17 protein-coding genes are annotated in these 21,070 nt (G+C 40.6%); 13 read left to right on the top strand and 4 right to left on the bottom strand.

All coding sequences use genetic code 11. The annotated features are described in order from the left end of the window. Positions 1-92: 92 nt before the first annotated feature. The 3 genes from ID47_RS11645 to ID47_RS04625 are packed head-to-tail and all read left to right on the top strand — an operon-like array spanning position 93 to position 13,378. On the top strand, positions 93-8,264 hold the full coding sequence (locus ID47_RS11645) for a non-ribosomal peptide synthetase (RefSeq protein WP_051908597.1): 8,172 nt from the start codon (positions 93-95) through the stop codon (positions 8,262-8,264). Further along, positions 8,231-12,931: a non-ribosomal peptide synthetase gene (locus tag ID47_RS13650; RefSeq protein WP_269516742.1), complete on the top strand. Its 4,701-nt coding sequence runs from the start codon at positions 8,231-8,233 to the stop codon at positions 12,929-12,931. The genes ID47_RS11645 and ID47_RS13650 overlap by 34 nt, the downstream gene beginning before the upstream one ends. A gap of 33 nt (positions 12,932-12,964) precedes the next feature. Continuing rightward, on the top strand, positions 12,965-13,378 hold the full coding sequence (locus ID47_RS04625) for an AMP-binding protein (RefSeq protein ID WP_038464410.1): 414 nt from the start codon (positions 12,965-12,967) through the stop codon (positions 13,376-13,378). Positions 13,379-13,452: 74 nt separating this feature from the next. On the opposite strand, the gene ID47_RS04620 is transcribed toward ID47_RS04625, so the two are convergent. Then, complete coding sequence (locus ID47_RS04620) at positions 13,453-13,692, bottom strand: transposase (protein WP_269516741.1); 240 nt, start codon at positions 13,690-13,692, stop codon at positions 13,453-13,455. Between the two features lie 203 nt (positions 13,693-13,895). On the opposite strand from ID47_RS04620, the gene ID47_RS04615 reads away from it, so the two are divergent. From ID47_RS04615 to ID47_RS04580, 8 genes are all read left to right on the top strand, one after another. Next, a complete protein-coding gene (locus tag ID47_RS04615) occupies positions 13,896-14,093 on the top strand; it encodes a DUF4113 domain-containing protein (protein WP_038464405.1) in 198 nt (65 codons plus the stop codon). A gap of 190 nt (positions 14,094-14,283) precedes the next feature. Then, positions 14,284-14,565 carry a WGR domain-containing protein gene (locus tag ID47_RS04610; RefSeq protein ID WP_051908592.1) on the top strand — a complete coding sequence of 94 codons (282 nt, stop codon included), beginning with the start codon at positions 14,284-14,286 and terminating at the stop codon, positions 14,563-14,565. Positions 14,566-15,115: 550 nt separating this feature from the next. Continuing rightward, positions 15,116-15,268, top strand: coding sequence for a reverse transcriptase N-terminal domain-containing protein (locus tag ID47_RS12605; RefSeq protein WP_084675911.1), 153 nt, complete (start codon positions 15,116-15,118; stop codon positions 15,266-15,268). A gap of 152 nt (positions 15,269-15,420) precedes the next feature. Beyond that, entirely contained in the window at positions 15,421-15,810 is a 390-nt protein-coding gene (locus tag ID47_RS04605) for a transposase (RefSeq protein ID WP_051908345.1), read from the top strand. A gap of 46 nt (positions 15,811-15,856) precedes the next feature. Then, complete coding sequence (locus ID47_RS04600) at positions 15,857-16,561, top strand: IS6 family transposase (protein WP_038462876.1); 705 nt, start codon at positions 15,857-15,859, stop codon at positions 16,559-16,561. A 99-nt stretch (positions 16,562-16,660) separates the two neighbouring features. Next, on the top strand, positions 16,661-17,173 hold the full coding sequence (locus ID47_RS04595; protein WP_038464402.1) for a hypothetical protein: 513 nt from the start codon (positions 16,661-16,663) through the stop codon (positions 17,171-17,173). Positions 17,174-17,399: 226 nt separating this feature from the next. After that, positions 17,400-17,915, top strand: coding sequence for a hypothetical protein (locus tag ID47_RS04585; RefSeq protein ID WP_156956651.1), 516 nt, complete (start codon positions 17,400-17,402; stop codon positions 17,913-17,915). A 30-nt stretch (positions 17,916-17,945) separates the two neighbouring features. Next, positions 17,946-18,647: an IS6 family transposase gene (locus tag ID47_RS04580; RefSeq protein WP_051908590.1), complete on the top strand. Its 702-nt coding sequence runs from the start codon at positions 17,946-17,948 to the stop codon at positions 18,645-18,647. A 306-nt stretch (positions 18,648-18,953) separates the two neighbouring features. On the opposite strand, the gene ID47_RS04570 is transcribed toward ID47_RS04580, so the two are convergent. The 3 genes from ID47_RS04570 to ID47_RS12320 all read right to left on the bottom strand — a co-directional run bounded on the left by ID47_RS04570 (position 18,954) and on the right by ID47_RS12320 (position 20,041). Further along, positions 18,954-19,379, bottom strand: a complete 426-nt coding sequence (locus ID47_RS04570; protein WP_038464391.1) for a lipocalin-like domain-containing protein — start codon at positions 19,377-19,379, stop codon at positions 18,954-18,956. Positions 19,380-19,602: 223 nt separating this feature from the next. After that, positions 19,603-19,776: a hypothetical protein gene (locus ID47_RS13175; protein WP_198022352.1), complete on the bottom strand. Its 174-nt coding sequence runs from the start codon at positions 19,774-19,776 to the stop codon at positions 19,603-19,605. Beyond that, a complete protein-coding gene (locus ID47_RS12320) occupies positions 19,766-20,041 on the bottom strand; it encodes an IS3 family transposase (RefSeq protein ID WP_075261560.1) in 276 nt (91 codons plus the stop codon). The genes ID47_RS13175 and ID47_RS12320 overlap by 11 nt, the downstream gene beginning before the upstream one ends. A gap of 304 nt (positions 20,042-20,345) precedes the next feature. On the opposite strand from ID47_RS12320, the gene ID47_RS13855 reads away from it, so the two are divergent. Together ID47_RS13855 and ID47_RS13165 are read left to right on the top strand one after the other, a co-directional pair. Then, positions 20,346-20,573, top strand: coding sequence for a hypothetical protein (locus ID47_RS13855; protein WP_420887369.1), 228 nt, complete (start codon positions 20,346-20,348; stop codon positions 20,571-20,573). Beyond that, positions 20,533-21,009, top strand: coding sequence for a transposase (locus ID47_RS13165; protein WP_232223270.1), 477 nt, complete (start codon positions 20,533-20,535; stop codon positions 21,007-21,009). The genes ID47_RS13855 and ID47_RS13165 overlap by 41 nt, the downstream gene beginning before the upstream one ends. Positions 21,010-21,070 lie beyond the last annotated feature (61 nt).

Below are 21,070 nucleotides of genomic sequence, written 5' to 3'. Positions count from 1 at the left end.
TTGCTCATGCAACAAAACTCGAAATTAGAGCCGCTTAAGAAATAAAAGAATATATAAAATTAAGAGAAAATAATTATAAGGGAAGAGTTTAAATGAAACTTAACGACGCATCGACAAGTTTTAAGCTTTCTTTAGGACAGCAACAACTTTGGCACCATAATGCAATTTATCCCGATACATCTATGTATACTACTGGCATGGCAATTAAGCTGAATGGAAAACTTAACCAATCTGCCTTATTAAAAGCTCTTGAGGAAATTATAAGCCGCCATGAATTGTTAAGAGCAATAATCATTCAAGAAAAGGGAGAGCTCTTTTTTAAAATAAATTCTACTATTAATCTTACTTCTACAATGAAAGATTGTTCAAGTTTAGGTGATGATGAAAATATGATCAAAGCTCATGCTCAGGAAGTCTTTGAGCTTGAGATGAATAAAGTTTTTGATCAAGAAGCAGGCCCTCTCGTTAAATTTACCCTAATTCAATATTCCCCAGAGGTTCATGTATTAATAATAGCTTTGCATCACATTATTTTTGATGGAGCTTCATATAAAATATTCTTTGAGGAATTAAGTAGAGCTTACAATGCTTTTTCAGGGGAAATGGAGGCTTTTTCATTACTTCCAAGCTATTCTTACAGAGAGTACATTGAACAGCAAGAAAACCATACATTTAGCGAATTAGGTGAGAATTTAGAGTATTGGAAATCCAAGTTGAAAGATCTAAGACCAATTGACTTGCCTATTGATAGACCAAGAGAACCCATAAGCCCAGATATAAATATATACAAGTATGATTTACCTGCAGATATTTGTTTAAAGATATCAAATTTCTCAAAAGCCAATAACGTAACGCCCTTTAATTTATTATTCTCAGCATATAGTGGCCTTTTGTATCGTTATTCAAATCAGGATGATTTTACCATAGGAGTACCTTTTTTAGGGAGGATGAGTGAAGAGATAGAAAATACCATTGGTTATTTTGTTAAAACTTTACCTATTCGAATTCAAATCAAATCCTCCATGAGTTTCATTGATCTTCTTTGCGAAAACGAAGATTCTGTCCTAGAAGGATATGCATATCAAGACGTTTCTTTAGGACAACTTGCGACTGAATTAAACTTGCCGAGAACAATCAATCGAGAAACACTATACCAGGTAGCATTTTCTTTTAACAATTCCATATTGAATTTAATAAATCTACAAGGGATAGAGTGCGAAATCATTGATCTAGAGGCTGGGAAATTACCACTCGATATTATTATGGAGATATATTCAGAAAAAAACAGTTATCAGATTATCTTAAAGTATAATGCTAACATATATACTAGGACTACCATCGAATGTATGGTGGATCACTGGCGAGTTCTATTAGATGATAGTTTAAATTACCCAAATAAAAAAATAAATGAATTAAAAATACTAAATGGACAAGAAAAGCAGCAGATTCTGATTGATTGGAATGATACGGGGAAGGATTATCCCAAAGACAAGACGATTCACCAGCTGTTTGAAGAACAGGTTGCTAGGACTCCTGACAACATAGCAGTGATCTTTGAAGAGGAACAGCTGACCTATCAGCAATTGAATACCAAAGCCAACCAGCTTGCTCATTACTTGAGAGAACAAGGAGTTAAGCCCGATACGTTGGTGGCAATCGCTTGTGAGCGGTCGTTAGAGATGATTATCGGAATATTAGGGATATTAAAGGCTGGAGGGGCTTATATTCCGATCGATCCTTCCTATCCTCAAGGCCGTATCCAGTTTATGTTAGAGGATACCAAAGCTTCATTGATTCTTACACAACAAGATGTTCTTAAGAGATTGCCAAGAACAGAAGCAGAAGTTTTTTTGGTAGACACAAATCAAGAAAAACTTATCAAATATCCAACATCAAATCCATTTTATATCACCCAACCTCATCATCTAGCCTATGTGATCTATACCTCTGGGTCCACAGGTAAGCCCAAGGGTGTTATGATTGAACATCACAGTATTTGTAATCGATTGTTATGGTGGCAAGAGTATACACCCTTATCTTCTCAGGATCAATATCTTCATCAGTTCTCGTTTAGCTTTGATGGAGCTGTCGTCAGCTTATGGTGGCCATTACTCAATGGAGCGCAAGTGATTATACCTTCTGGAGAAGGCCTGAGTGATGCGGATTATATAATTCAACTTATATCAAAGCATCAAGTGACAGCTTTATTAAGCACTCCTTCTTTAATGGACTCTTTATTAGAATCTCAAAAATTCCAAAAAGCTCCCCATATTAAAAAAATTATGTTAGCTGGTGAGACCTTTACGCAGAAAACGTTTAAAAAAATTTCAAGCGTAGAAGGTCAGAAGATCTATAACTTCTATGGTCCTACTGAAAGTTCCATTATTACCACGAGCTATGATGGGACAGGGCAAAACATAACAACTTTAACGGTTCCCATTGGATCCCCTGTCGCCAATACACAAGTTTATATACTCGACCCCTCTCTAAATCCTGTTCCAGTAGGTGTACCTGGAGAGCTGTATATAGGAGGCGAAGGATTAGCTCGTGGGTATTTGAATCGGCCTGAGCTGACAGCGGAGAGGTTTATTGCGAATCCCTTCCGGACAGAAGGCGATAAGCAAAAGGGCAAGAACGATCGTCTTTACCGGACAGGCGATCTTTGTCGCTGGCTAGAAGATGGGAACATTGAATATATAGGCCGCTGTGATGATCAGGTAAAGATTCGAGGTTTCAGAATAGAGCTGGGAGAGATAGAAGCTGCACTCCTTAAACATCCTCAAGTTAAGGAAGCAGTGGTGATCGCAAGGGAAGATACGCCAGGGGATAAGCGGCTTGTGGGGTATCTTGTGTTTAAAGATAAAGGACAAGGCGCCATTGACGTTACAGAGTTAAGGGCCCATCTCCAAACGGTTCTTCCAGACTATATGGTTCCATCCGCTTTTGTAATATTGGATGCTATTCCCTTAACGGCCAATGGCAAGGTGGATCGTAAAGGATTGCCTGCTCCCGAATATCGAGGTGATGAGAAGGCATATGCCGCTCCTCGAACAGAGACGGAGAAGGCCCTATGTGAGATCTGGAAAAGCGTTCTTAAAGTTGACAAGGTAGGTATTTATGACAACTTCTTTGAATTGGGAGGTCATTCTCTTCTTGCTACGCAAGTTGTGTCTCGTTTGAGATCTCAGTATGGGGTTGAACTTTCTTTAAGAGACTTCTTTAAAAGCGCCGTTATAGTTGACTTAGCGAAAGGCATTGCATCCAAAGACGCAACACCGAAGGATGAAGAATTTCCTCTACTTCCTATCCAAAGATCAGAAAAACTTCCTCTTTCCTTTGCGCAAGCTAGGTTGTGGTTTATTGATCAACTAAAGCCAGGTAGCGCTCTTTATAATATTCCTATGGCTTTACGGTTGGAGGGGTTCCTTGATCAGAACGCCCTTCAAGCAGCTTTGAACAAGCTTATCGAGCGTCATGAGGCGTTAAGAACGGTCTTTAAGACTGAAGAAGGAGAGCCTTATCAAATAATTAAGGAAAATTTAAACCTTGATCTTCCTCTCGTAGATCTCTCTCTTTTAAAAGCCGAAGCTAGAGTTTCTAAGTTGAAAGAGTGCATTGAAGAAGAGACCTTAGCTCCCTTTGACTTAATAGAAGGCCCACTGATAAGGGCTGCGCTGATTAAACAAAATGAGCAAGAACATATCTTTGTTCTCACCATTCATCATAGTGTTGCGGATGGATGGTCAATGGGAATAATTATTGATGAGCTTTCTGAACTTTATAACGCGACTCTGGAAAGCCGAGAAGCAGATCTTGCGCCTTTACCCGTACAGTATGCTGACTTTAGTGTTTGGCAGAGAGAGCATCTCAAAGAAGAAGGAGCAGCTTACCAGAAACTGCTGGCCTATTGGGAAGAGGAGCTTCAAAGAGTACCTACGTTATTAGAGCTGCCCACAGATTATTCAAGGCCCCCTGTACAGAGCTATAAAGGAAGCCGAACAAGCTTTTCTTTATCTCCGACTCTAACCAAGAAATTAATAGAGCTCAGTGAAGAGACGCAAGCCACATTGTTTATGACTCTCCTTTCGGCTTTTTACGCGCTCTTATATCGCTATACGAATCAGGAAGATATTGTCGTTGGATCTCCTATTGCGAATCGCAATCGCCAAGAGATCGAGCGTGTTGTTGGTTTTTTTGTGAACACGCTTGCTTTGAGAGCTAATCTTTCGTCGGACTTAAGCTTTAAGGACCTTCTTTTGCAAGTGAAACAGAAGGCCCTAGAGGCTTATGATCATCAAGATCTGCCTTTTGAGAAATTGGTTGAGCATTTAGAGATTGAGCGCAGTCTTGCTCAGGAGCCAATTGTTCAAGTGATGTTTATTTTGCAGAACGCTGCAGAGAACAGCGCGCTAAAGCTGAAAGGTTTAAAAGCGAAGGAGCAGACTTTTGAGTATCCAGTAGCGAAGTTTGATTTAACCCTGAATCTTATAGAGACTGATGGATGCTTACAAGGATCATTTGAATATGCAATAGATCTGTTTAAACTTGAAACAATTGAGAGGATGCAAAGGCATTTCCAGAATCTCTTAGAAGAAATAGTAGAGAATCCTGATAAGAATCTTGCACAACTAGAGATGTTGGCTGCTGAAGAGAAGCATCAACTCATCAACACATGGAATGCCACCCAACGGGACTATCCTGAAGACAAGACGATCCATCAGCAGTTTGAAACGCAACTCCTAAAGACGCCAAATAACATAGCGGTCATTTTTGAAGGACAAGAACTTACTTACCAAGAGCTCAACAAAAGAGCCAACCAGCTTGCTCATTACTTGAGAGAACAAGGAGTCAAGCCTGATGCATTGGTGGCAATCGCTTGTGAGCGATCGTTAGAGATGATCATCGGTATTCTAGCGATCTTAAAAGCAGGTGGGGCTTATGTTCCGATCGATCCATCCTATCCTCAAGACCGTATCCAATTTATGCTAGAAGATACGAAAGCTTCTATGATCCTCACACAACAAGATGTTCTTAAGAGATTGCCAAGAACAGAAGCAGAAGTTTTTTTTGTAGACACAGATCAAGAAAAACTTACCAAATATCCAACATCTAATCCCAATCACATAACACAACCTCATCACCTAGCCTATGTGATCTATACATCAGGTTCAACAGGTAAGCCTAAGGGTGTTACGATTGAACATCGGAGCGTTCTTAATCTTCTTATGAGCATCCAAGAAAATGTAAAACTTACACAAGCTGACAGTTGGCTTGCTTTGACGACCATTACCTTTGATATTGCAGGTTTAGAGATTTATTTGCCCCTAATTACGGGATCTTCTTTTGTTGTTACCAAACAAAAAGGAGAAGCCGACCCTGACTATTTAAAAAGGATTGTCGATGCAAGGAATATTTCCATCATACAAGCTACTCCTTCAACCTGGCGCATGCTTTTAGATTCTGGCTGGACGAGCAGGGAAGGTATGAAAATTCTCACAGGAGGAGAAGCGCTTTCCATAAAGTTATTTAAGGATCTTAAGAACCTTACGCCTTATGTCTATAATGTTTATGGTCCCACAGAAACAACAATATGGTCGACTTTTACACCTTTAGAAGGAGATTCTCCAACGATTGGTAAGTCCGTGGCTAATACACAAGTTTATATACTCGACCCCTCTCTAAATCCTGTTCCAGTAGGTGTACCTGGAGAGCTGTATATAGGAGGCGAAGGATTAGCTCGTGGGTATTTGAATCGGCCTGAGCTGACAGCGGAGAGGTTTATTGCGAATCCCTTCCGGACAGAAGGCGATAAGCAAAAGGGCAAGAACGATCGTCTTTACCGGACAGGCGATCTTTGTCGCTGGCTAGAAGATGGGAACATTGAATATATAGGCCGCTGTGATGATCAGGTAAAGATTCGAGGTTTCAGAATAGAGCTGGGAGAGATAGAAGCTGCACTCCTTAAACATCCTCAAGTTAAGGAAGCAGTGGTGATCGCAAGGGAAGATACGCCAGGGGATAAGCGGCTTGTGGGGTATCTTGTGTTTAAAGATAAAGGACAAGGCGCCATTGACGTTACAGAGTTAAGGGCCCATCTCCAAACGGTTCTTCCAGACTATATGGTTCCATCCGCTTTTGTAATATTGGATGCTATTCCCTTAACGGCCAATGGCAAGGTGGATCGTAAAGGATTGCCTGCTCCCGAATATCGAGGTGATGAGAAGGCATATGCCGCTCCTCGAACAGAGACGGAGAAGGCCCTATGTGAGATCTGGAAAAGCGTTCTTAAAGTTGACAAGGTAGGTATTTATGACAACTTCTTTGAATTGGGAGGTCATTCTCTTCTTGCTACGCAAGTTGTGTCTCGTTTGAGATCTCAGTATGGGGTTGAACTTTCTTTAAGAGACTTCTTTAAAAGCGCCGTTATAGTTGACTTAGCGAAAGGCATTGCATCCAAAGACGCAACACCGAAGGATGAAGAATTTCCTCTACTTCCTATCCAAAGATCAGAAAAACTTCCTCTTTCCTTTGCGCAAGCTAGGTTGTGGTTTATTGATCAACTAAAGCCAGGTAGCGCTCTTTATAATATTCCTATGGCTTTACGGTTGGAGGGGTTCCTTGATCAGAACGCCCTTCAAGCAGCTTTGAACAAGCTTATCGAGCGTCATGAGGCGTTAAGAACGGTCTTTAAGACTGAAGAAGGAGAGCCTTATCAAATAATTAAGGAAAATTTAAACCTTGATCTTCCTCTCGTAGATCTCTCTCTTTTAAAAGCCGAAGCTAGAGTTTCTAAGTTGAAAGAGTGCATTGAAGAAGAGACCTTAGCTCCCTTTGACTTAATAGAAGGCCCACTGATAAGGGCTGCGCTGATTAAACAAAATGAGCAAGAACATATCTTTGTTCTCACCATTCATCATAGTGTTGCGGATGGATGGTCAATGGGAATAATTATTGATGAGCTTTCTGAACTTTATAACGCGACTCTGGAAAGCCGAGAAGCAGATCTTGCGCCTTTACCCGTACAGTATGCTGACTTTAGTGTTTGGCAGAGAGAGCATCTCAAAGAAGAAGGAGCAGCTTACCAGAAACTGCTGGCCTATTGGGAAGAGGAGCTTCAAAGAGTACCTACGTTATTAGAGCTGCCCACAGATTATTCAAGGCCCCCTGTACAGAGCTATAAAGGAAGCCGAACAAGCTTTTCTTTATCTCCGACTCTAACCAAGAAATTAATAGAGCTCAGTGAAGAGACGCAAGCCACATTGTTTATGACTCTCCTTTCGGCTTTTTACGCGCTCTTATATCGCTATACGAATCAGGAAGATATTGTCGTTGGATCTCCTATTGCGAATCGCAATCGCCAAGAGATCGAGCGTGTTGTTGGTTTTTTTGTGAACACGCTTGCTTTGAGAGCTAATCTTTCGTCGGACTTAAGCTTTAAGGACCTTCTTTTGCAAGTGAAACAGAAGGCCCTAGAGGCTTATGATCATCAAGATCTGCCTTTTGAGAAATTGGTTGAGCATTTAGAGATTGAGCGCAGTCTTGCTCAGGAGCCAATTGTTCAAGTGATGTTTATTTTGCAGAACGCTGCAGAGAACAGCGCGCTAAAGCTGAAAGGTTTAAAAGCGAAGGAGCAGACTTTTGAGTATCCAGTAGCGAAGTTTGATTTAACCCTGAATCTTATAGAGACTGATGGATGCTTACAAGGATCATTTGAATATGCAATAGATCTGTTTAAACTTGAAACAATTGAGAGGATGCAAAGGCATTTCCAGAATCTCTTAGAAGAAATAGTAGAGAATCCTGATAAGAATCTTGCACAACTAGAGATGTTGGCTGCTGAAGAGAAGCATCAACTCATCAACACATGGAATGCCACCCAACGGGACTATCCTGAAGACAAGACGATCCATCAGCAGTTTGAAACGCAACTCCTAAAGACGCCAAATAACATAGCGGTCATTTTTGAAGGACAAGAACTTACTTACCAAGAGCTCAACAAAAGAGCCAACCAGCTTGCTCATTACTTGAGAGAACAAGGAGTCAAGCCTGATGCATTGGTGGCAATCGCTTGTGAGCGATCGTTAGAGATGATCATCGGTATTCTAGCGATCTTAAAAGCAGGTGGGGCTTATGTTCCGATCGATCCATCCTATCCTCAAGACCGTATCCAATTTATGCTAGAAGATACGAAAGCTTCTATGATCCTCACACAACAAGATGTTCTTAAGAGATTGCCAAGAACAGAAGCAGAAGTTTTTTTGTAGACACAGATCAAGAAAAACTTACCAAATATCCAACATCTAATCCCAATCACATAACACAACCTCATCACCTAGCCTATGTGATCTATACATCAGGTTCAACAGGTAAGCCTAAGGGTGTTACGATTGAACATCGGAGCGTCTGTGGCCGTCTTCTATGGTATCAAGACTATGCACCGCTCACAGCTGATGATGGGTTTTTGCACCAATTATCATTTAGTTTTGACGCCTCTGTAATGGCTTTGTGGTGGCCTTTGATCAGTGGAGCGCAAGTTATTATACCCGCTATTTTAGAAGATGTTGAGCATTTGGCAGGTTTGTTTTTGTCTCATTCGATTTCTGTACTTCATAGTACGCCTACAACGATAGAGAATCTTTTAATTGCTCTTTCACTCAAAGGAAATAAATATGCTAACCTACGTTATGTTATAGTAGGAGGTGAGTCACTCTCTAAAACTCTTTATGAAAAAATATCCTCATTATCAGGCGGCCAGATTTATAACGCATATGGTCCTACTGAAAGTTCCATTATTACCACGAGCTATGATGGGACAGGGCAAAACATAACAACTTTAACGGTTCCCATTGGATCCCCTGTCGCTAATACACAAGTTTATATACTCGACCCCTCTCTAAATCCTGTTCCAGTAGGTGTACCTGGAGAGCTGTATATAGGAGGCGAAGGATTAGCTCGTGGGTATTTGAATCGGCCTGAGCTGACAGCGGAGAGGTTTATTGCGAATCCCTTCCGGACAGAAGGCGATAAGCAAAAGGGCAAGAACGATCGTCTTTACCGGACAGGCGATCTTTGTCGCTGGCTAGAAGATGGGAACATTGAATATATAGGCCGCTGTGATGATCAGGTAAAGATTCGAGGTTTCAGAATAGAGCTGGGAGAGATAGAAGCTGCACTCCTTAAACATCCTCAAGTTAAGGAAGCAGTGGTGATCGCAAGGGAAGATACGCCAGGGGATAAGCGGCTTGTGGGGTATCTTGTGTTTAAAGATAAAGGACAAGGCGCCATTGACGTTACAGAGTTAAGGGCCCATCTCCAAACGGTTCTTCCAGACTATATGGTTCCATCCGCTTTTGTAATATTGGATGCTATTCCCTTAACGGCCAATGGCAAGGTGGATCGTAAAGGATTGCCTGCTCCCGAATATCGAGGTGATGAGAAGGCATATGCCGCTCCTCGAACAGAGACGGAGAAGGCCCTATGTGAGATCTGGAAAAGCGTTCTTAAAGTTGACAAGGTAGGTATTTATGACAACTTCTTTGAATTGGGAGGTCATTCTCTTCTTGCTACGCAAGTTGTGTCTCGTTTGAGATCTCAGTATGGGGTTGAACTTTCTTTAAGAGACTTCTTTAAAAGCGCCGTTATAGTTGACTTAGCGAAAGGCATTGCATCCAAAGACGCAACACCGAAGGATGAAGAATTTCCTCTACTTCCTATCCAAAGATCAGAAAAACTTCCTCTTTCCTTTGCGCAAGCTAGGTTGTGGTTTATTGATCAACTAAAGCCAGGTAGCGCTCTTTATAATATTCCTATGGCTTTACGGTTGGAGGGGTTCCTTGATCAGAACGCCCTTCAAGCAGCTTTGAACAAGCTTATCGAGCGTCATGAGGCGTTAAGAACGGTCTTTAAGACTGAAGAAGGAGAGCCTTATCAAATAATTAAGGAAAATTTAAACCTTGATCTTCCTCTCGTAGATCTCTCTCTTTTAAAAGCCGAAGCTAGAGTTTCTAAGTTGAAAGAGTGCATTGAAGAAGAGACCTTAGCTCCCTTTGACTTAATAGAAGGCCCACTGATAAGGGCTGCGCTGATTAAACAAAATGAGCAAGAACATATCTTTGTTCTCACCATTCATCATAGTGTTGCGGATGGATGGTCAATGGGAATAATTATTGATGAGCTTTCTGAACTTTATAACGCGACTCTGGAAAGCCGAGAAGCAGATCTTGCGCCTTTACCCGTACAGTATGCTGACTTTAGTGTTTGGCAGAGAGAGCATCTCAAAGAAGAAGGAGCAGCTTACCAGAAACTGCTGGCCTATTGGGAAGAGGAGCTTCAAAGAGTACCTACGTTATTAGAGCTGCCCACAGATTATTCAAGGCCCCCTGTACAGAGCTATAAAGGAAGCCGAACAAGCTTTTCTTTATCTCCGACTCTAACCAAGAAATTAATAGAGCTCAGTGAAGAGACGCAAGCCACATTGTTTATGACTCTCCTTTCGGCTTTTTACGCGCTCTTATATCGCTATACGAATCAGGAAGATATTGTCGTTGGATCTCCTATTGCGAATCGCAATCGCCAAGAGATCGAGCGTGTTGTTGGTTTTTTTGTGAACACGCTTGCTTTGAGAGCTAATCTTTCGTCGGACTTAAGCTTTAAGGACCTTCTTTTGCAAGTGAAACAGAAGGCCCTAGAGGCTTATGATCATCAAGATCTGCCTTTTGAGAAATTGGTTGAGCATTTAGAGATTGAGCGCAGTCTTGCTCAGGAGCCAATTGTTCAAGTGATGTTTATTTTGCAGAACGCTGCAGAGAACAGCGCGCTAAAGCTGAAAGGTTTAAAAGCGAAGGAGCAGACTTTTGAGTATCCAGTAGCGAAGTTTGATTTAACCCTGAATCTTATAGAGACTGATGGATGCTTACAAGGATCATTTGAATATGCAATAGATCTGTTTAAACTTGAAACAATTGAGAGGATGCAAAGGCATTTCCAGAATCTCTTAGAAGAAATAGTAGAGAATCCTGATAAGAATCTTGCACAACTAGAGATGTTGGCTGCTGAAGAGAAGCATCAACTCATCAACACATGGAATGCCACCCAACGGGACTATCCTGAAGACAAGACGATCCATCAGCAGTTTGAAACGCAACTCCTAAAGACGCCAAATAACATAGCGGTCATTTTTGAAGGACAAGAACTTACTTACCAAGAGCTCAACAAAAGAGCCAACCAGCTTGCTCATTACTTGAGAGAACAAGGAGTCAAGCCTGATGCATTGGTGGCAATCGCTTGTGAGCGATCGTTAGAGATGATCATCGGTATTCTAGCGATCTTAAAAGCAGGTGGGGCTTATGTTCCGATCGATCCATCCTATCCTCAAGACCGTATCCAATTTATGCTAGAAGATACGAAAGCTTCTATGATCCTCACACAACAAGATGTTCTTAAGAGATTGCCAAGAACAGAAGCAGAAGTTTTTTTTGTAGACACAGATCAAGAAAAACTTACCAAATATCCAACATCTAATCCCAATCACATAACACAACCTCATCACCTAGCCTATGTGATCTATACATCAGGTTCAACAGGTAAGCCTAAGGGTGTTACGATTGAACATCGGAGCGTTCTTAATCTTCTTATGAGCATCCAAGAAAATGTAAAACTTACACAAGCTGACAGTTGGCTTGCTTTGACGACCATTACCTTTGATATTGCAGGTTTAGAGATTTATTTGCCCCTAATTACGGGATCTTCTTTTGTTGTTACCAAACAAAAAGGAGAAGCCGACCCTGACTATTTAAAAAGGATTGTCGATGCAAGGAATATTTCCATCATACAAGCTACTCCTTCAACCTGGCGCATGCTTTTAGATTCTGGCTGGACGAGCAGGGAAGGTATGAAAATTCTCACAGGAGGAGAAGCGCTTTCCATAAAGTTATTTAAGGATCTTAAGAACCTTACGCCTTATGTCTATAATGTTTATGGTCCCACAGAAACAACAATATGGTCGACTTTTACACCTTTAGAAGGAGATTCTCCAACGATTGGTAAGTCCGTGGCTAATACACAAGTTTATATACTCGACCCCTCTCTAAATCCTGTTCCAGTAGGTGTACCTGGAGAGCTGTATATAGGAGGCGAAGGATTAGCTCGTGGGTATTTGAATCGGCCTGAGCTGACAGCGGAGAGGTTTATTGCGAATCCCTTCCGGACAGAAGGCGATAAGCAAAAGGGCAAGAACGATCGTCTTTACCGGACAGGCGATCTTTGTCGCTGGCTAGAAGATGGGAACATTGAATATATAGGCCGCTGTGATGATCAGGTAAAGATTCGAGGTTTCAGAATAGAGCTGGGAGAGATAGAAGCTGCACTCCTTAAACATCCTCAAGTTAAGGAAGCAGTGGTGATCGCAAGGGAAGATACGCCAGGGGATAAGCGGCTTGTGGGGTATCTTGTGTTTAAAGATAAAGGACAAGGCGCCATTGACGTTACAGAGTTAAGGGCCCATCTCCAAACGGTTCTTCCAGACTATATGGTTCCATCCGCTTTTGTAATATTGGATGCTATTCCCTTAACGGCCAATGGCAAGGTGGATCGTAAAGGATTGCCTGCTCCCGACTATCGAGGTGATGAGAAGGCATATGCCGCTCCTCGAACAGAGACGGAGAAGGCCCTATGTGAGATCTGGAAAAGCGTTCTTAAAGTTGACAAGGTGGGTATTTATGACAACTTCTTTGAATTGGGAGGTCATTCGTTACTGTTGGTTCAGCTACATTCCAAATTACAGAAGGAGTTCCATTTAGAGTTTTCAATAATAGAACTTTTTAACCATATAACAATTTCAAAGTTTGCTAGCTACCTTTCAAATCTCTCTCAAAATTCAACAATAAGAAGTGGGAGAAAAAGTTCAGAGAATCGCAAGCTTGCTAGAGGGTAATATTTCATAAAAGAGGGAGAGGAGACAGCCAAAATGTTTGCAGAAGAGGAGATTATAGGAAAACTTTCAATTTGCATGGGAACTAGCTTAGAAAAAAAGGAGCAACTTCCTCTTACATTAGCTCAGATGCTTCTTAATGCCGTAAGGCGGCATGAGAAAAATGGAATCATGTATATCCAGGAAAATGGTGAGGATTTTTTTCAGACATATCCTGATTTATTAATAAATGCTCAGAAAGTGTTGTCAGGATTAAAAGAAAAAGGAATACAGCCACAAAATAAAGTTATTTTTCAGTTATCAGTAAACCAAGATTTTATAACAGCTTTTTGGGCTTGTGTATTAGGTGGTTTTGTTCCGGTTCCAATTAATATAATTACAAGTGATGATCCTAACAATGCCACGATAAAAAAATTATTAAATGTCTGGCAATCTATCGTAAGCCGGTGATTCTCGCAGATTCAAAAAGCAAACCTATTTTATCTGACTTATTTTCTGAACATAAAGACATACCCCAATTGCGTTTAAGGGATGAGGTTAGTAAGAAAGTGGAGAGAAGGCTTATCTGGCCTGAGTTGGTAATTAATGAGACCAGCAAAGAGATGAGCAAAAGCATTAATTGGGCAACGATGACGGTGATGAATCAAGGTATTAAAGGACTTCATTGAAGAAAAGATTGTCTCAACAAAAGAACGGCGCATGAGCATCATCTTATCAGTCATATCCATAAGACAATTTTTCATATTTTTCTTGATCTTAGTAATAACCCCAATTGCGCATAAGGAGGGGGGTTAAAGACATAGGTTTCATGTGGGGCCACACGCTGCCAAGTCACTTATCCATGTGGGCTAGCTACGCTTTTCCGCCTTTTTTATCTGATATTATAATAAAAATTATGTTAAATAATTAGTCTATACACAAGCATGTTGTAGAGTAAGCACCTGTGAGCCTTGCTGCTTTGGATTAAATGCCTATTACTCAAACTCAACTCAGTTTATTTGATAAGCCTGAAGTAGATACCCATAAGACGCAACAAATCAGTCTGGCTCTGGATAAGGTTAACAAGCGGTATGATCGGAGAACCGTGCATATGGCTGCCTGTGGTCCTAGATTGTCCTGGAAGGATCGTAAAACGAAGAAGTCCCCCTCTTATACAACGTGCTAGGCCCCCTTACCGTCTGTTTTAGCCACGTGAATTCAAATCTCTTCTTTACTTAAAAATAGTTTTTCTTCTACTTATAATAAGAGCAACTGCTTAATTAAAAGGCAAACAGGTGTTTTCCTTATAAAGAGCCATTTTGATCGCCATATATAAGGATTATTACGCTGACTTATCCACACAACTGTGAAGAAAAATGCAGAATTATCGACTTAAAGCAATTGACCCTGCCAAGGGTATTTACCGATGGTACGAAATTAAGCAATGTCATAATCTATTCGGCACTTGGTCGCTTATTATTAGTTCAGGGCGCATAGGCACCAAAGGAAGAACTTGGGTTCTTCCTTTTAAAACGGAAATAGAGATGACTACAACCTTACAAAAGATCTTAAAGAAGCGCTTAATGGCTGAACGCCGTATTGGCTGTAATTTTGCGACACGAGGTCGCAAAGAAGAGCTGTTTCCCTCTTCTCTATAGAAGTGAGGAAACCACCCCTGCCACGGGGTGACCCTAGGGCCCTGAATCAAGAGCGGGTCTGACAATGTAACGAAAGGCAGTAATGCCTGGGGTTTAAATCGCGAGAGGCAAGCCCTTCTAGTAACCACGACTGGATGAGTGCTAGGGAGTTGGTATGGCAAACATATGTGAACTTGTGATTAAAGATCGTCACCAATAACCAGTGAAAGTGGTTGATACACTGAAGCCAAAAGGTAATAGGAGAAGGCAGAATGATTAGTTACTTCATCTGCGTGGTCACCACTCTCCTCGGTCAATAGCAAGTGCCTAACCCAACATGCTCAGCTTTGTGGAACGTGGCAACCTCGTACCATTTCCAAGGGTAACCCTGGGACAGTTGACCGTAAGGAAAGCTTATGGTGGTGCGAGAGCAGGATGTCGGAAAAAGCGAAAGCCTAGCTGTAATGGTTAGGATACTGGTTTAAATTTCACCAGGCACGAAAGTGAGCCCACGTCCGACGGGTCTTCATCGTGAGAAAACTTGGAGAGTCGATCTTATGAGGAAAAGCAAATGACGATTATGGAAGAATCTATGACTGGTGCATCCGCAGCCACATCTTTAACCTGGAATACCATTAATTGGCAACAGGCAAAAGAGCAGGTTCATCGACTTCAAGTCCGTATCGCGAAGGCAACACGGGAAGGAGGGTCTGTTGCATCTTAAAATTTTAAGTAATTAACTTACATATTCATCTCATTCTAGGTGCTATTTCCCCGACAAAAATCCATTAAGAGCATTATTATCACTTTGTTGCCAAAATACCCATGAACTGATAAATAGGAGATAGGCTGCAATAGATTTGGTAGATTGAGTTTATGAAGAAGCAGATTAGTAAATTTTCAACCAAGAAGATTTCTTATAAAGTAACAAACTGGCGTGAGTATAATAAGGCTTTGAAGCAAAGAGGATCTTTAACAGTTTGGTTAAGTGAAGATCTTGAGGAAAGCTGGTTAGCTCCTTCAGCAGAAGAACGAAAACGGGGCCGGCCTTTAGTTTACTCTCAGACTTGTATAAATCTCCTCCTAACTTTCCGTCATTTATTCAAGTTAGCTTTAAGACAAGTGATAGGTTTTATTGAATCGTTATTTACTCTTTCAGGAAAGATATTGCCTGTACCAGAATTCAGCCGTTTATCAAAAAGAGCAGCACAAGCCTTATCTTGTTTCCCTTTACCTTCTTTAAATGGGTACTGTCGCATTTGTTGAAAATTGAGAGATTAAGGTGTAAAGGTTTAGAAAACAGTCTGTTTAGATGCTCACCATATGTCCCCGTCTTCTTCCCCATTTTAAAGGATTTTGTTCTTCTCCCTCAGTTATCATGCTTTTTGTGTATATGAAATGTCGATTTTCTCTAAGCTACAGAGACTTGGAAGAAATGATGATGATCAGAGGGGCCATTATCGACCATTCGACGTTACAGAGATGGGTGCGTCGGTTTGTGTATCTAATTGATAAGCGTGTTCGTCAGCGCAAAAAACCAGTTAGGGGGAGCTGGCGCATGGACGAGACTTATATCAAGTTGAACGGGAAATGGGTTTACCTTTATCGGTCCGTCGATAGTCAAGGAAATACTATTGACTTTCTACTGCGAGCCAAAAGAGATGCTGATGCTGCAAAGGCCTTTTTCAGAAAGGCTTTCAAGCAGAATGGAAAGCCTGACAAAGTGACAGTTGACAAGAGTTGTAGCAACAAAGCAGCCCTTGATTATTTTAATAAGAATGTCTCAAAAGGCGATGAAATTGAGATACGACAAATCAAATATCTCAACAATATTGTTGAGCAGGATCATCGATTTATCAAGAAACGAACAAGGCCAACTCTTGGGTTTAAAAACTTCTATTCAGCCAAACAGACTATTTCAGGAATCGAAAATATTCGTATGATACAAAAAGGGCAAATAATTGGACAAACAGCTTCTCAATCTGCATTTCTTAATTTTGCCAACCTAATGGCTTAGGGTGTCCAAAATCAGGCCGTCTTACTCACAATTATACTCTCCTCAAACAGATGCGACAGTACCATCTTTTGTAGTATGCCTGATATTAGGAGAATTAAGATGAAAGGGACATATATGCGAGAACTTGAGAAGCATGCTCCTATGATGGTTGGGTGGCTTACCAAACATAGCAAAAAAACTGCCAAGGAGGAGGGGGAGAAAGAAATACAGAAAGGATTTAATTCGGTTACCCAACGTACACATATATCCTTTCAAACCTTCATTAATGTGTTAGGAACACGCCTTACTCCCATCCGTCTTGACTTGGAAGGCCAAATTCTTGACAAGGAAAGTATGAATAAACTGGGCTCATTAAGAGGGGTGACATGCGAGGATTCACAATATGATACAGCCCAACGTTATTTCAGGAGAGTTTATCGCTCAGGAATGTTCGGAGAAGATAGCACCGATTACGAGGAAAACTCGGAACCGCACTTAAATATTTGGCAGCTTGGAGAAGATAGTACCGGTGACGAGGAAGATTTGGGACCACACTTAAGTATTTGGCAGGTTAGCGAAAAAGATTCTGAGGATGTGGATCATGAAGGATACGCACATAGAGAAGAAACCTAGGCCTTGTTGCAAAAGGTTATTGAGGATTAGATGTAAAAGTTTGCTCCCCTCTTCTTCTCTAAAAGATTTTGGGCATCTGCTCGAAGTTCTCCTTGGGGGCCGACGTGACGATAGAGGGTTTGGCGGGTAAGCCAAGTTCTTCTATTGAAAATATCTCCTTCAGGCTGTCGCTAAATTTCAAAAATAATTTTATTGTATTTTTAGTTTTAAACATTATGTGTAGCAAGTGAGCAGGAAGCAATTTAAAAGCTGGCAGGATGAACTTTCCATATTTTATAATGCTAAGGAAATTTCTATAGATTGCACTCCCATAAACCAGGAACGCTTTGAGAACAATAGTAGGGACAACGACTCTTTTCTCCATAGCCTTACTCTAGGCCTTCTAAAGGATAACAAATTAACTCAAGTGAACAAACTAGGGCTGCTAAAGCCTGGTCAATATAAAACAATCCAGCTTAATCCAGGTTATTATGAGATAGGCTTCAATGTTACCATTCCTGATCCTAATATGGGCACGGTTAAAGGATTTACTGTTATTAAAGCCGAAGAAAGTAAAGTCTACTTCGTGGATATATTCAGTTACTCATTTTATAACCAATACTTGCAAGGCTTCACCCACAGCATGGGAATCGTCGCAGTTGAAGACGAGCTTAGAGGGCGTTACTATTTATCCAAAAATTTCATAAGTAAGGGAGTTAACGAAAGGGTTCCGTTGCAAATTCTTGAGAAGTTGTTAGGTTAAGGGTAAATTATCTAATAAATGGTCACTGCAATGAAACCTAAAGAGTTCAGATATCGACATTTCCTTCCAGAAGTTATCTTGCAATGCTTACGCTGGTACTTACGTTATCCCCTCAGCTATCGCCAATTAGCAGAAATGGTTAGTGAAAGAGGAATAAAGGTTGACCATACAACCATTTACCGCTGGATCCAGCATTACGCTCCCGAATTTGAGAAAAGGATACATTGGTATGCTCGACCTTCAGCTTGGTCTTTAAGAGTGGATGAAACTTACATTAAAGTCAAAGGCCAATGGAAGTATCTCTATCGAGCCGTCGATAAATATGGGAGGACTGTTGATTTTATGCTGGCACATACTCGGGACCTGGCCGCTGCTAAGCGATTCTTTAAAAAAATGCTGAAGCAATGTAAATATAGGCCTTCCTCTATTACCACAGATAAGCATTGTTCTTATCATACAGCTATAGGAGAATTGAAGAAGGAGGGCATCTTAGATCAGAACCTGAAGCATAGGCAAATTAAATACCTCAACACCATCCTTGAACAAGACCATCGACGCATCAAACGCCGTACCCGGCCCATGTTAGGCTTCCAATCATTTAAGACGGCTAACCGAACGCTCAAAGGCATTGAAGCCATGGCCATGATGCTTAAAGAGCAAACAATTTATTTGACAAAAAGCTATCAAGATCAGGTTCGTTTTTTCAATCGTCTTTTCAACGTTTACGCCTAAATTCTGTCCAGTCCCTGAGGGATTGCAATCTTAAATCACCTTATTTCCAAATTTGCAACGGAACCAAACTTGGCATGCCGGAATCAGTTAAAATCTAATAATTTTGGGAAAAGGGGAAGTTTGTTCTTGCTTCCCATTTACGCAACAACGCCGCAATTCGTAGGTTTTCTGAGAGGCATCTGAAAAGAGTTTTGGTTGTAACCTAAGACCATATTCTGCCAAAACCATAGAATCGATTTTGTCTGTTTTAGAGAGAAGACCTTTGGCTTTTGCCAAGTGACTCAGTCGGCAGGTCCATACATGGGATTATGCACGTTCCCATATTACATGATAATGCATCTCTTTCCCATCACGAAGGTGGGGAGGAGATGTTAGTATTAGCTGATTATCTTTATGTTCATATTTTCTTGTTTGCTTAACTTTGATAAAATTTGGAAAGGAGCTAACCTCCACATAATGATTAATCATATCGTTAATAATTTCATATCGACCTAAATATCCTATAAAGTTATCTGCTATCTCTAATCTTTCATCAGTTGGGGCACCAAGAAAATCATTTGTGCTCCATTCAGGCCGATTAGCAGACATAATTGCCACACTCATATAATCATTCAGAGTATAAATAATATAACCTATCGGCTCCTTTCCGAAAGGGTATATAGCTTCCCCATCATTAGATCTTAGTTCAAAATTTAATAGTTTCCAGGTCCCTACCAGTGAAGCTTTATCCATTATACTTACCTTTCTGATAAATAAATTTTTAATTTATCTGCAACTACACCTAATAAAATGCGATGAATCCGTATTAATTAATATGGTGCTAACCACTATAATTTTTGAGGAAGGCTTGAAAAGCAAGGAGTAACCAGTCAATTATAAAGAAAGGATTTCAGACATATCGAAGCTGCGCCCCCCTTATTCACCTAACTCAAAAAATACTAAAGCATTTTTCAATTTATCCGTCAAGGCAAGAAACACTAGGGGGTTTAATCCCAACAAGCTTGACCGTCATGCTTGCTTCAATTGCTAACCCTACGACCATTCTTGAGAATAAATCCAAGATGATAGCGCAATAGATCCAACCATTAGCGGTTGGGATGAAGTGATCTTGCAACCATTTATTGGACACTAAGAAGAGAAACTTTTTGTTGTGCACAAAAGTTTTTCTCAAACTGGGCTGGCGATAAGTATCCCAGCGTGGAATGCCTTTGGGTTTGGTTATAAAAATCATAAACATACTCGAATATATTCATTTTTGCCTCCTCAAGGTTTTTGTATGATTCAAAATAAACATGCTCAGTTTTTAAAGTATGGAAAAAGCTTTCCGCAACGGCATTATCGAAAGCATTGGCTACCTTCCACATACTCAGTTGAATGCCATAGTAATCTGCCAAGTGTTTCAAAGCCTTGCAGGTATATTGAGGGTAAATTACCAGCGACTCATTGCCAGTTTTAATTTTTACCTAAAATATATTTTATTTATATATTTTCAAAGCGTTAGTCAGTATGGTTGTTGCCTGAAGTAACTCAAATTCTATTGGAGGAAGGATGATAAACAGCAGGAAATATCAAAGCATTCCAACCATGTAAAAGAAAATGAGTTTAATGAATTTGTCTTGCTTCATTTAACGACAGCAGCCAGAGGACCCCCATGCAAAAATTCCATTTTATCGGATCTTCAACTATATCTTGAAAATCATGCATACGGGATGCCAGTGGAAAGAGCTGCCTATTGAAAAAATACATTTTGGGCAACCAGAAATTCATCATACCCGCATTTTCCGCACTTTCCAGCGTTGGCAAAAAGATGGATGCTTTAAAAGCATCTTTGTTGGAACAGTTCATAGTTTATTCCAAAACAATTTATTAGACACAAGTATCGTTCATGGAGATGGTTCTACAACCCCGTCTAAAAAGGGGTGGTAATTTAGGATATAATGGCCACAAGCATACAAAAGGGGATAAGGTTGTGGCTATTTGCGACCGGAATTGTAATATTGTTTCCCCTATGATATTTGCTCCCGGTAACCAAAATGAATCACCCCTTATACGAGAGGCCATTAACCCCTTGATAAAGATTGCAAGATTAGTTGGTTTTGACCTTCGTGGTTCTATCATGAGCCTTGATGGGGTGTATGATTGCAGAGCTAACCGTAAAAAGATTTTTAATGTAGGAATGAAGCCTAACATTAACCCGAACAAAAGAAACAGAAAGAAGACGAAGCGCGGATGCAAGCCTATGTTTAGCCCTGAAATCTTTAAAGAGCGCTTCCGTACGATTGAGAGGATCTTTGCCTGGAAGACAAATTCAAGCGTCTTTTGCTCCGCTTTGAAAGAATCAGCGTACACCCTTATGGAATAAAATATATTGCTTACTCTATGATTAACCGAAGGCATTCTTGTAGCGGCTAAATTCTTTAGAT

The organism is Candidatus Paracaedibacter acanthamoebae (assembly GCF_000742835.1).
Classification (GTDB): domain Bacteria; phylum Pseudomonadota; class Alphaproteobacteria; order Paracaedibacterales; family Paracaedibacteraceae; genus Paracaedibacter; species Paracaedibacter acanthamoebae.
This window is presented reverse-complemented; position numbering and strand designations above follow the sequence as displayed.

Bases quoted from the DNA above. Each gene is read 5' to 3' on its own strand.
- ID47_RS12605 (WP_084675911.1), top strand. From the start codon at position 15,116: ATGACGATTATGGAAGAATCTATGACTGGTGCATCCGCAGCCACATCT.
- ID47_RS04580 (WP_051908590.1), top strand. From the start codon at position 17,946: ATGAAACCTAAAGAGTTCAGATATCGACATTTCCTTCCAGAAGTTATC.
- ID47_RS13855 (WP_420887369.1), top strand. From the start codon at position 20,346: ATGCATACGGGATGCCAGTGGAAAGAGCTGCCTATTGAAAAAATACAT.
- ID47_RS04570 (WP_038464391.1), bottom strand. From the start codon at position 19,379: ATGGATAAAGCTTCACTGGTAGGGACCTGGAAACTATTAAATTTTGAA.
- ID47_RS04595 (WP_038464402.1), top strand. From the start codon at position 16,661: ATGAAAGGGACATATATGCGAGAACTTGAGAAGCATGCTCCTATGATG.
- ID47_RS13165 (WP_232223270.1), top strand. From the start codon at position 20,533: ATGGAGATGGTTCTACAACCCCGTCTAAAAAGGGGTGGTAATTTAGGA.
- ID47_RS11645 (WP_051908597.1), top strand. From the start codon at position 93: ATGAAACTTAACGACGCATCGACAAGTTTTAAGCTTTCTTTAGGACAG.
- ID47_RS04605 (WP_051908345.1), top strand. From the start codon at position 15,421: ATGAAGAAGCAGATTAGTAAATTTTCAACCAAGAAGATTTCTTATAAA.
- ID47_RS04625 (WP_038464410.1), top strand. From the start codon at position 12,965: ATGTTTGCAGAAGAGGAGATTATAGGAAAACTTTCAATTTGCATGGGA.
- ID47_RS04615 (WP_038464405.1), top strand. From the start codon at position 13,896: ATGCCTATTACTCAAACTCAACTCAGTTTATTTGATAAGCCTGAAGTA.
- ID47_RS04610 (WP_051908592.1), top strand. From the start codon at position 14,284: ATGCAGAATTATCGACTTAAAGCAATTGACCCTGCCAAGGGTATTTAC.
- ID47_RS04600 (WP_038462876.1), top strand. From the start codon at position 15,857: ATGCTCACCATATGTCCCCGTCTTCTTCCCCATTTTAAAGGATTTTGT.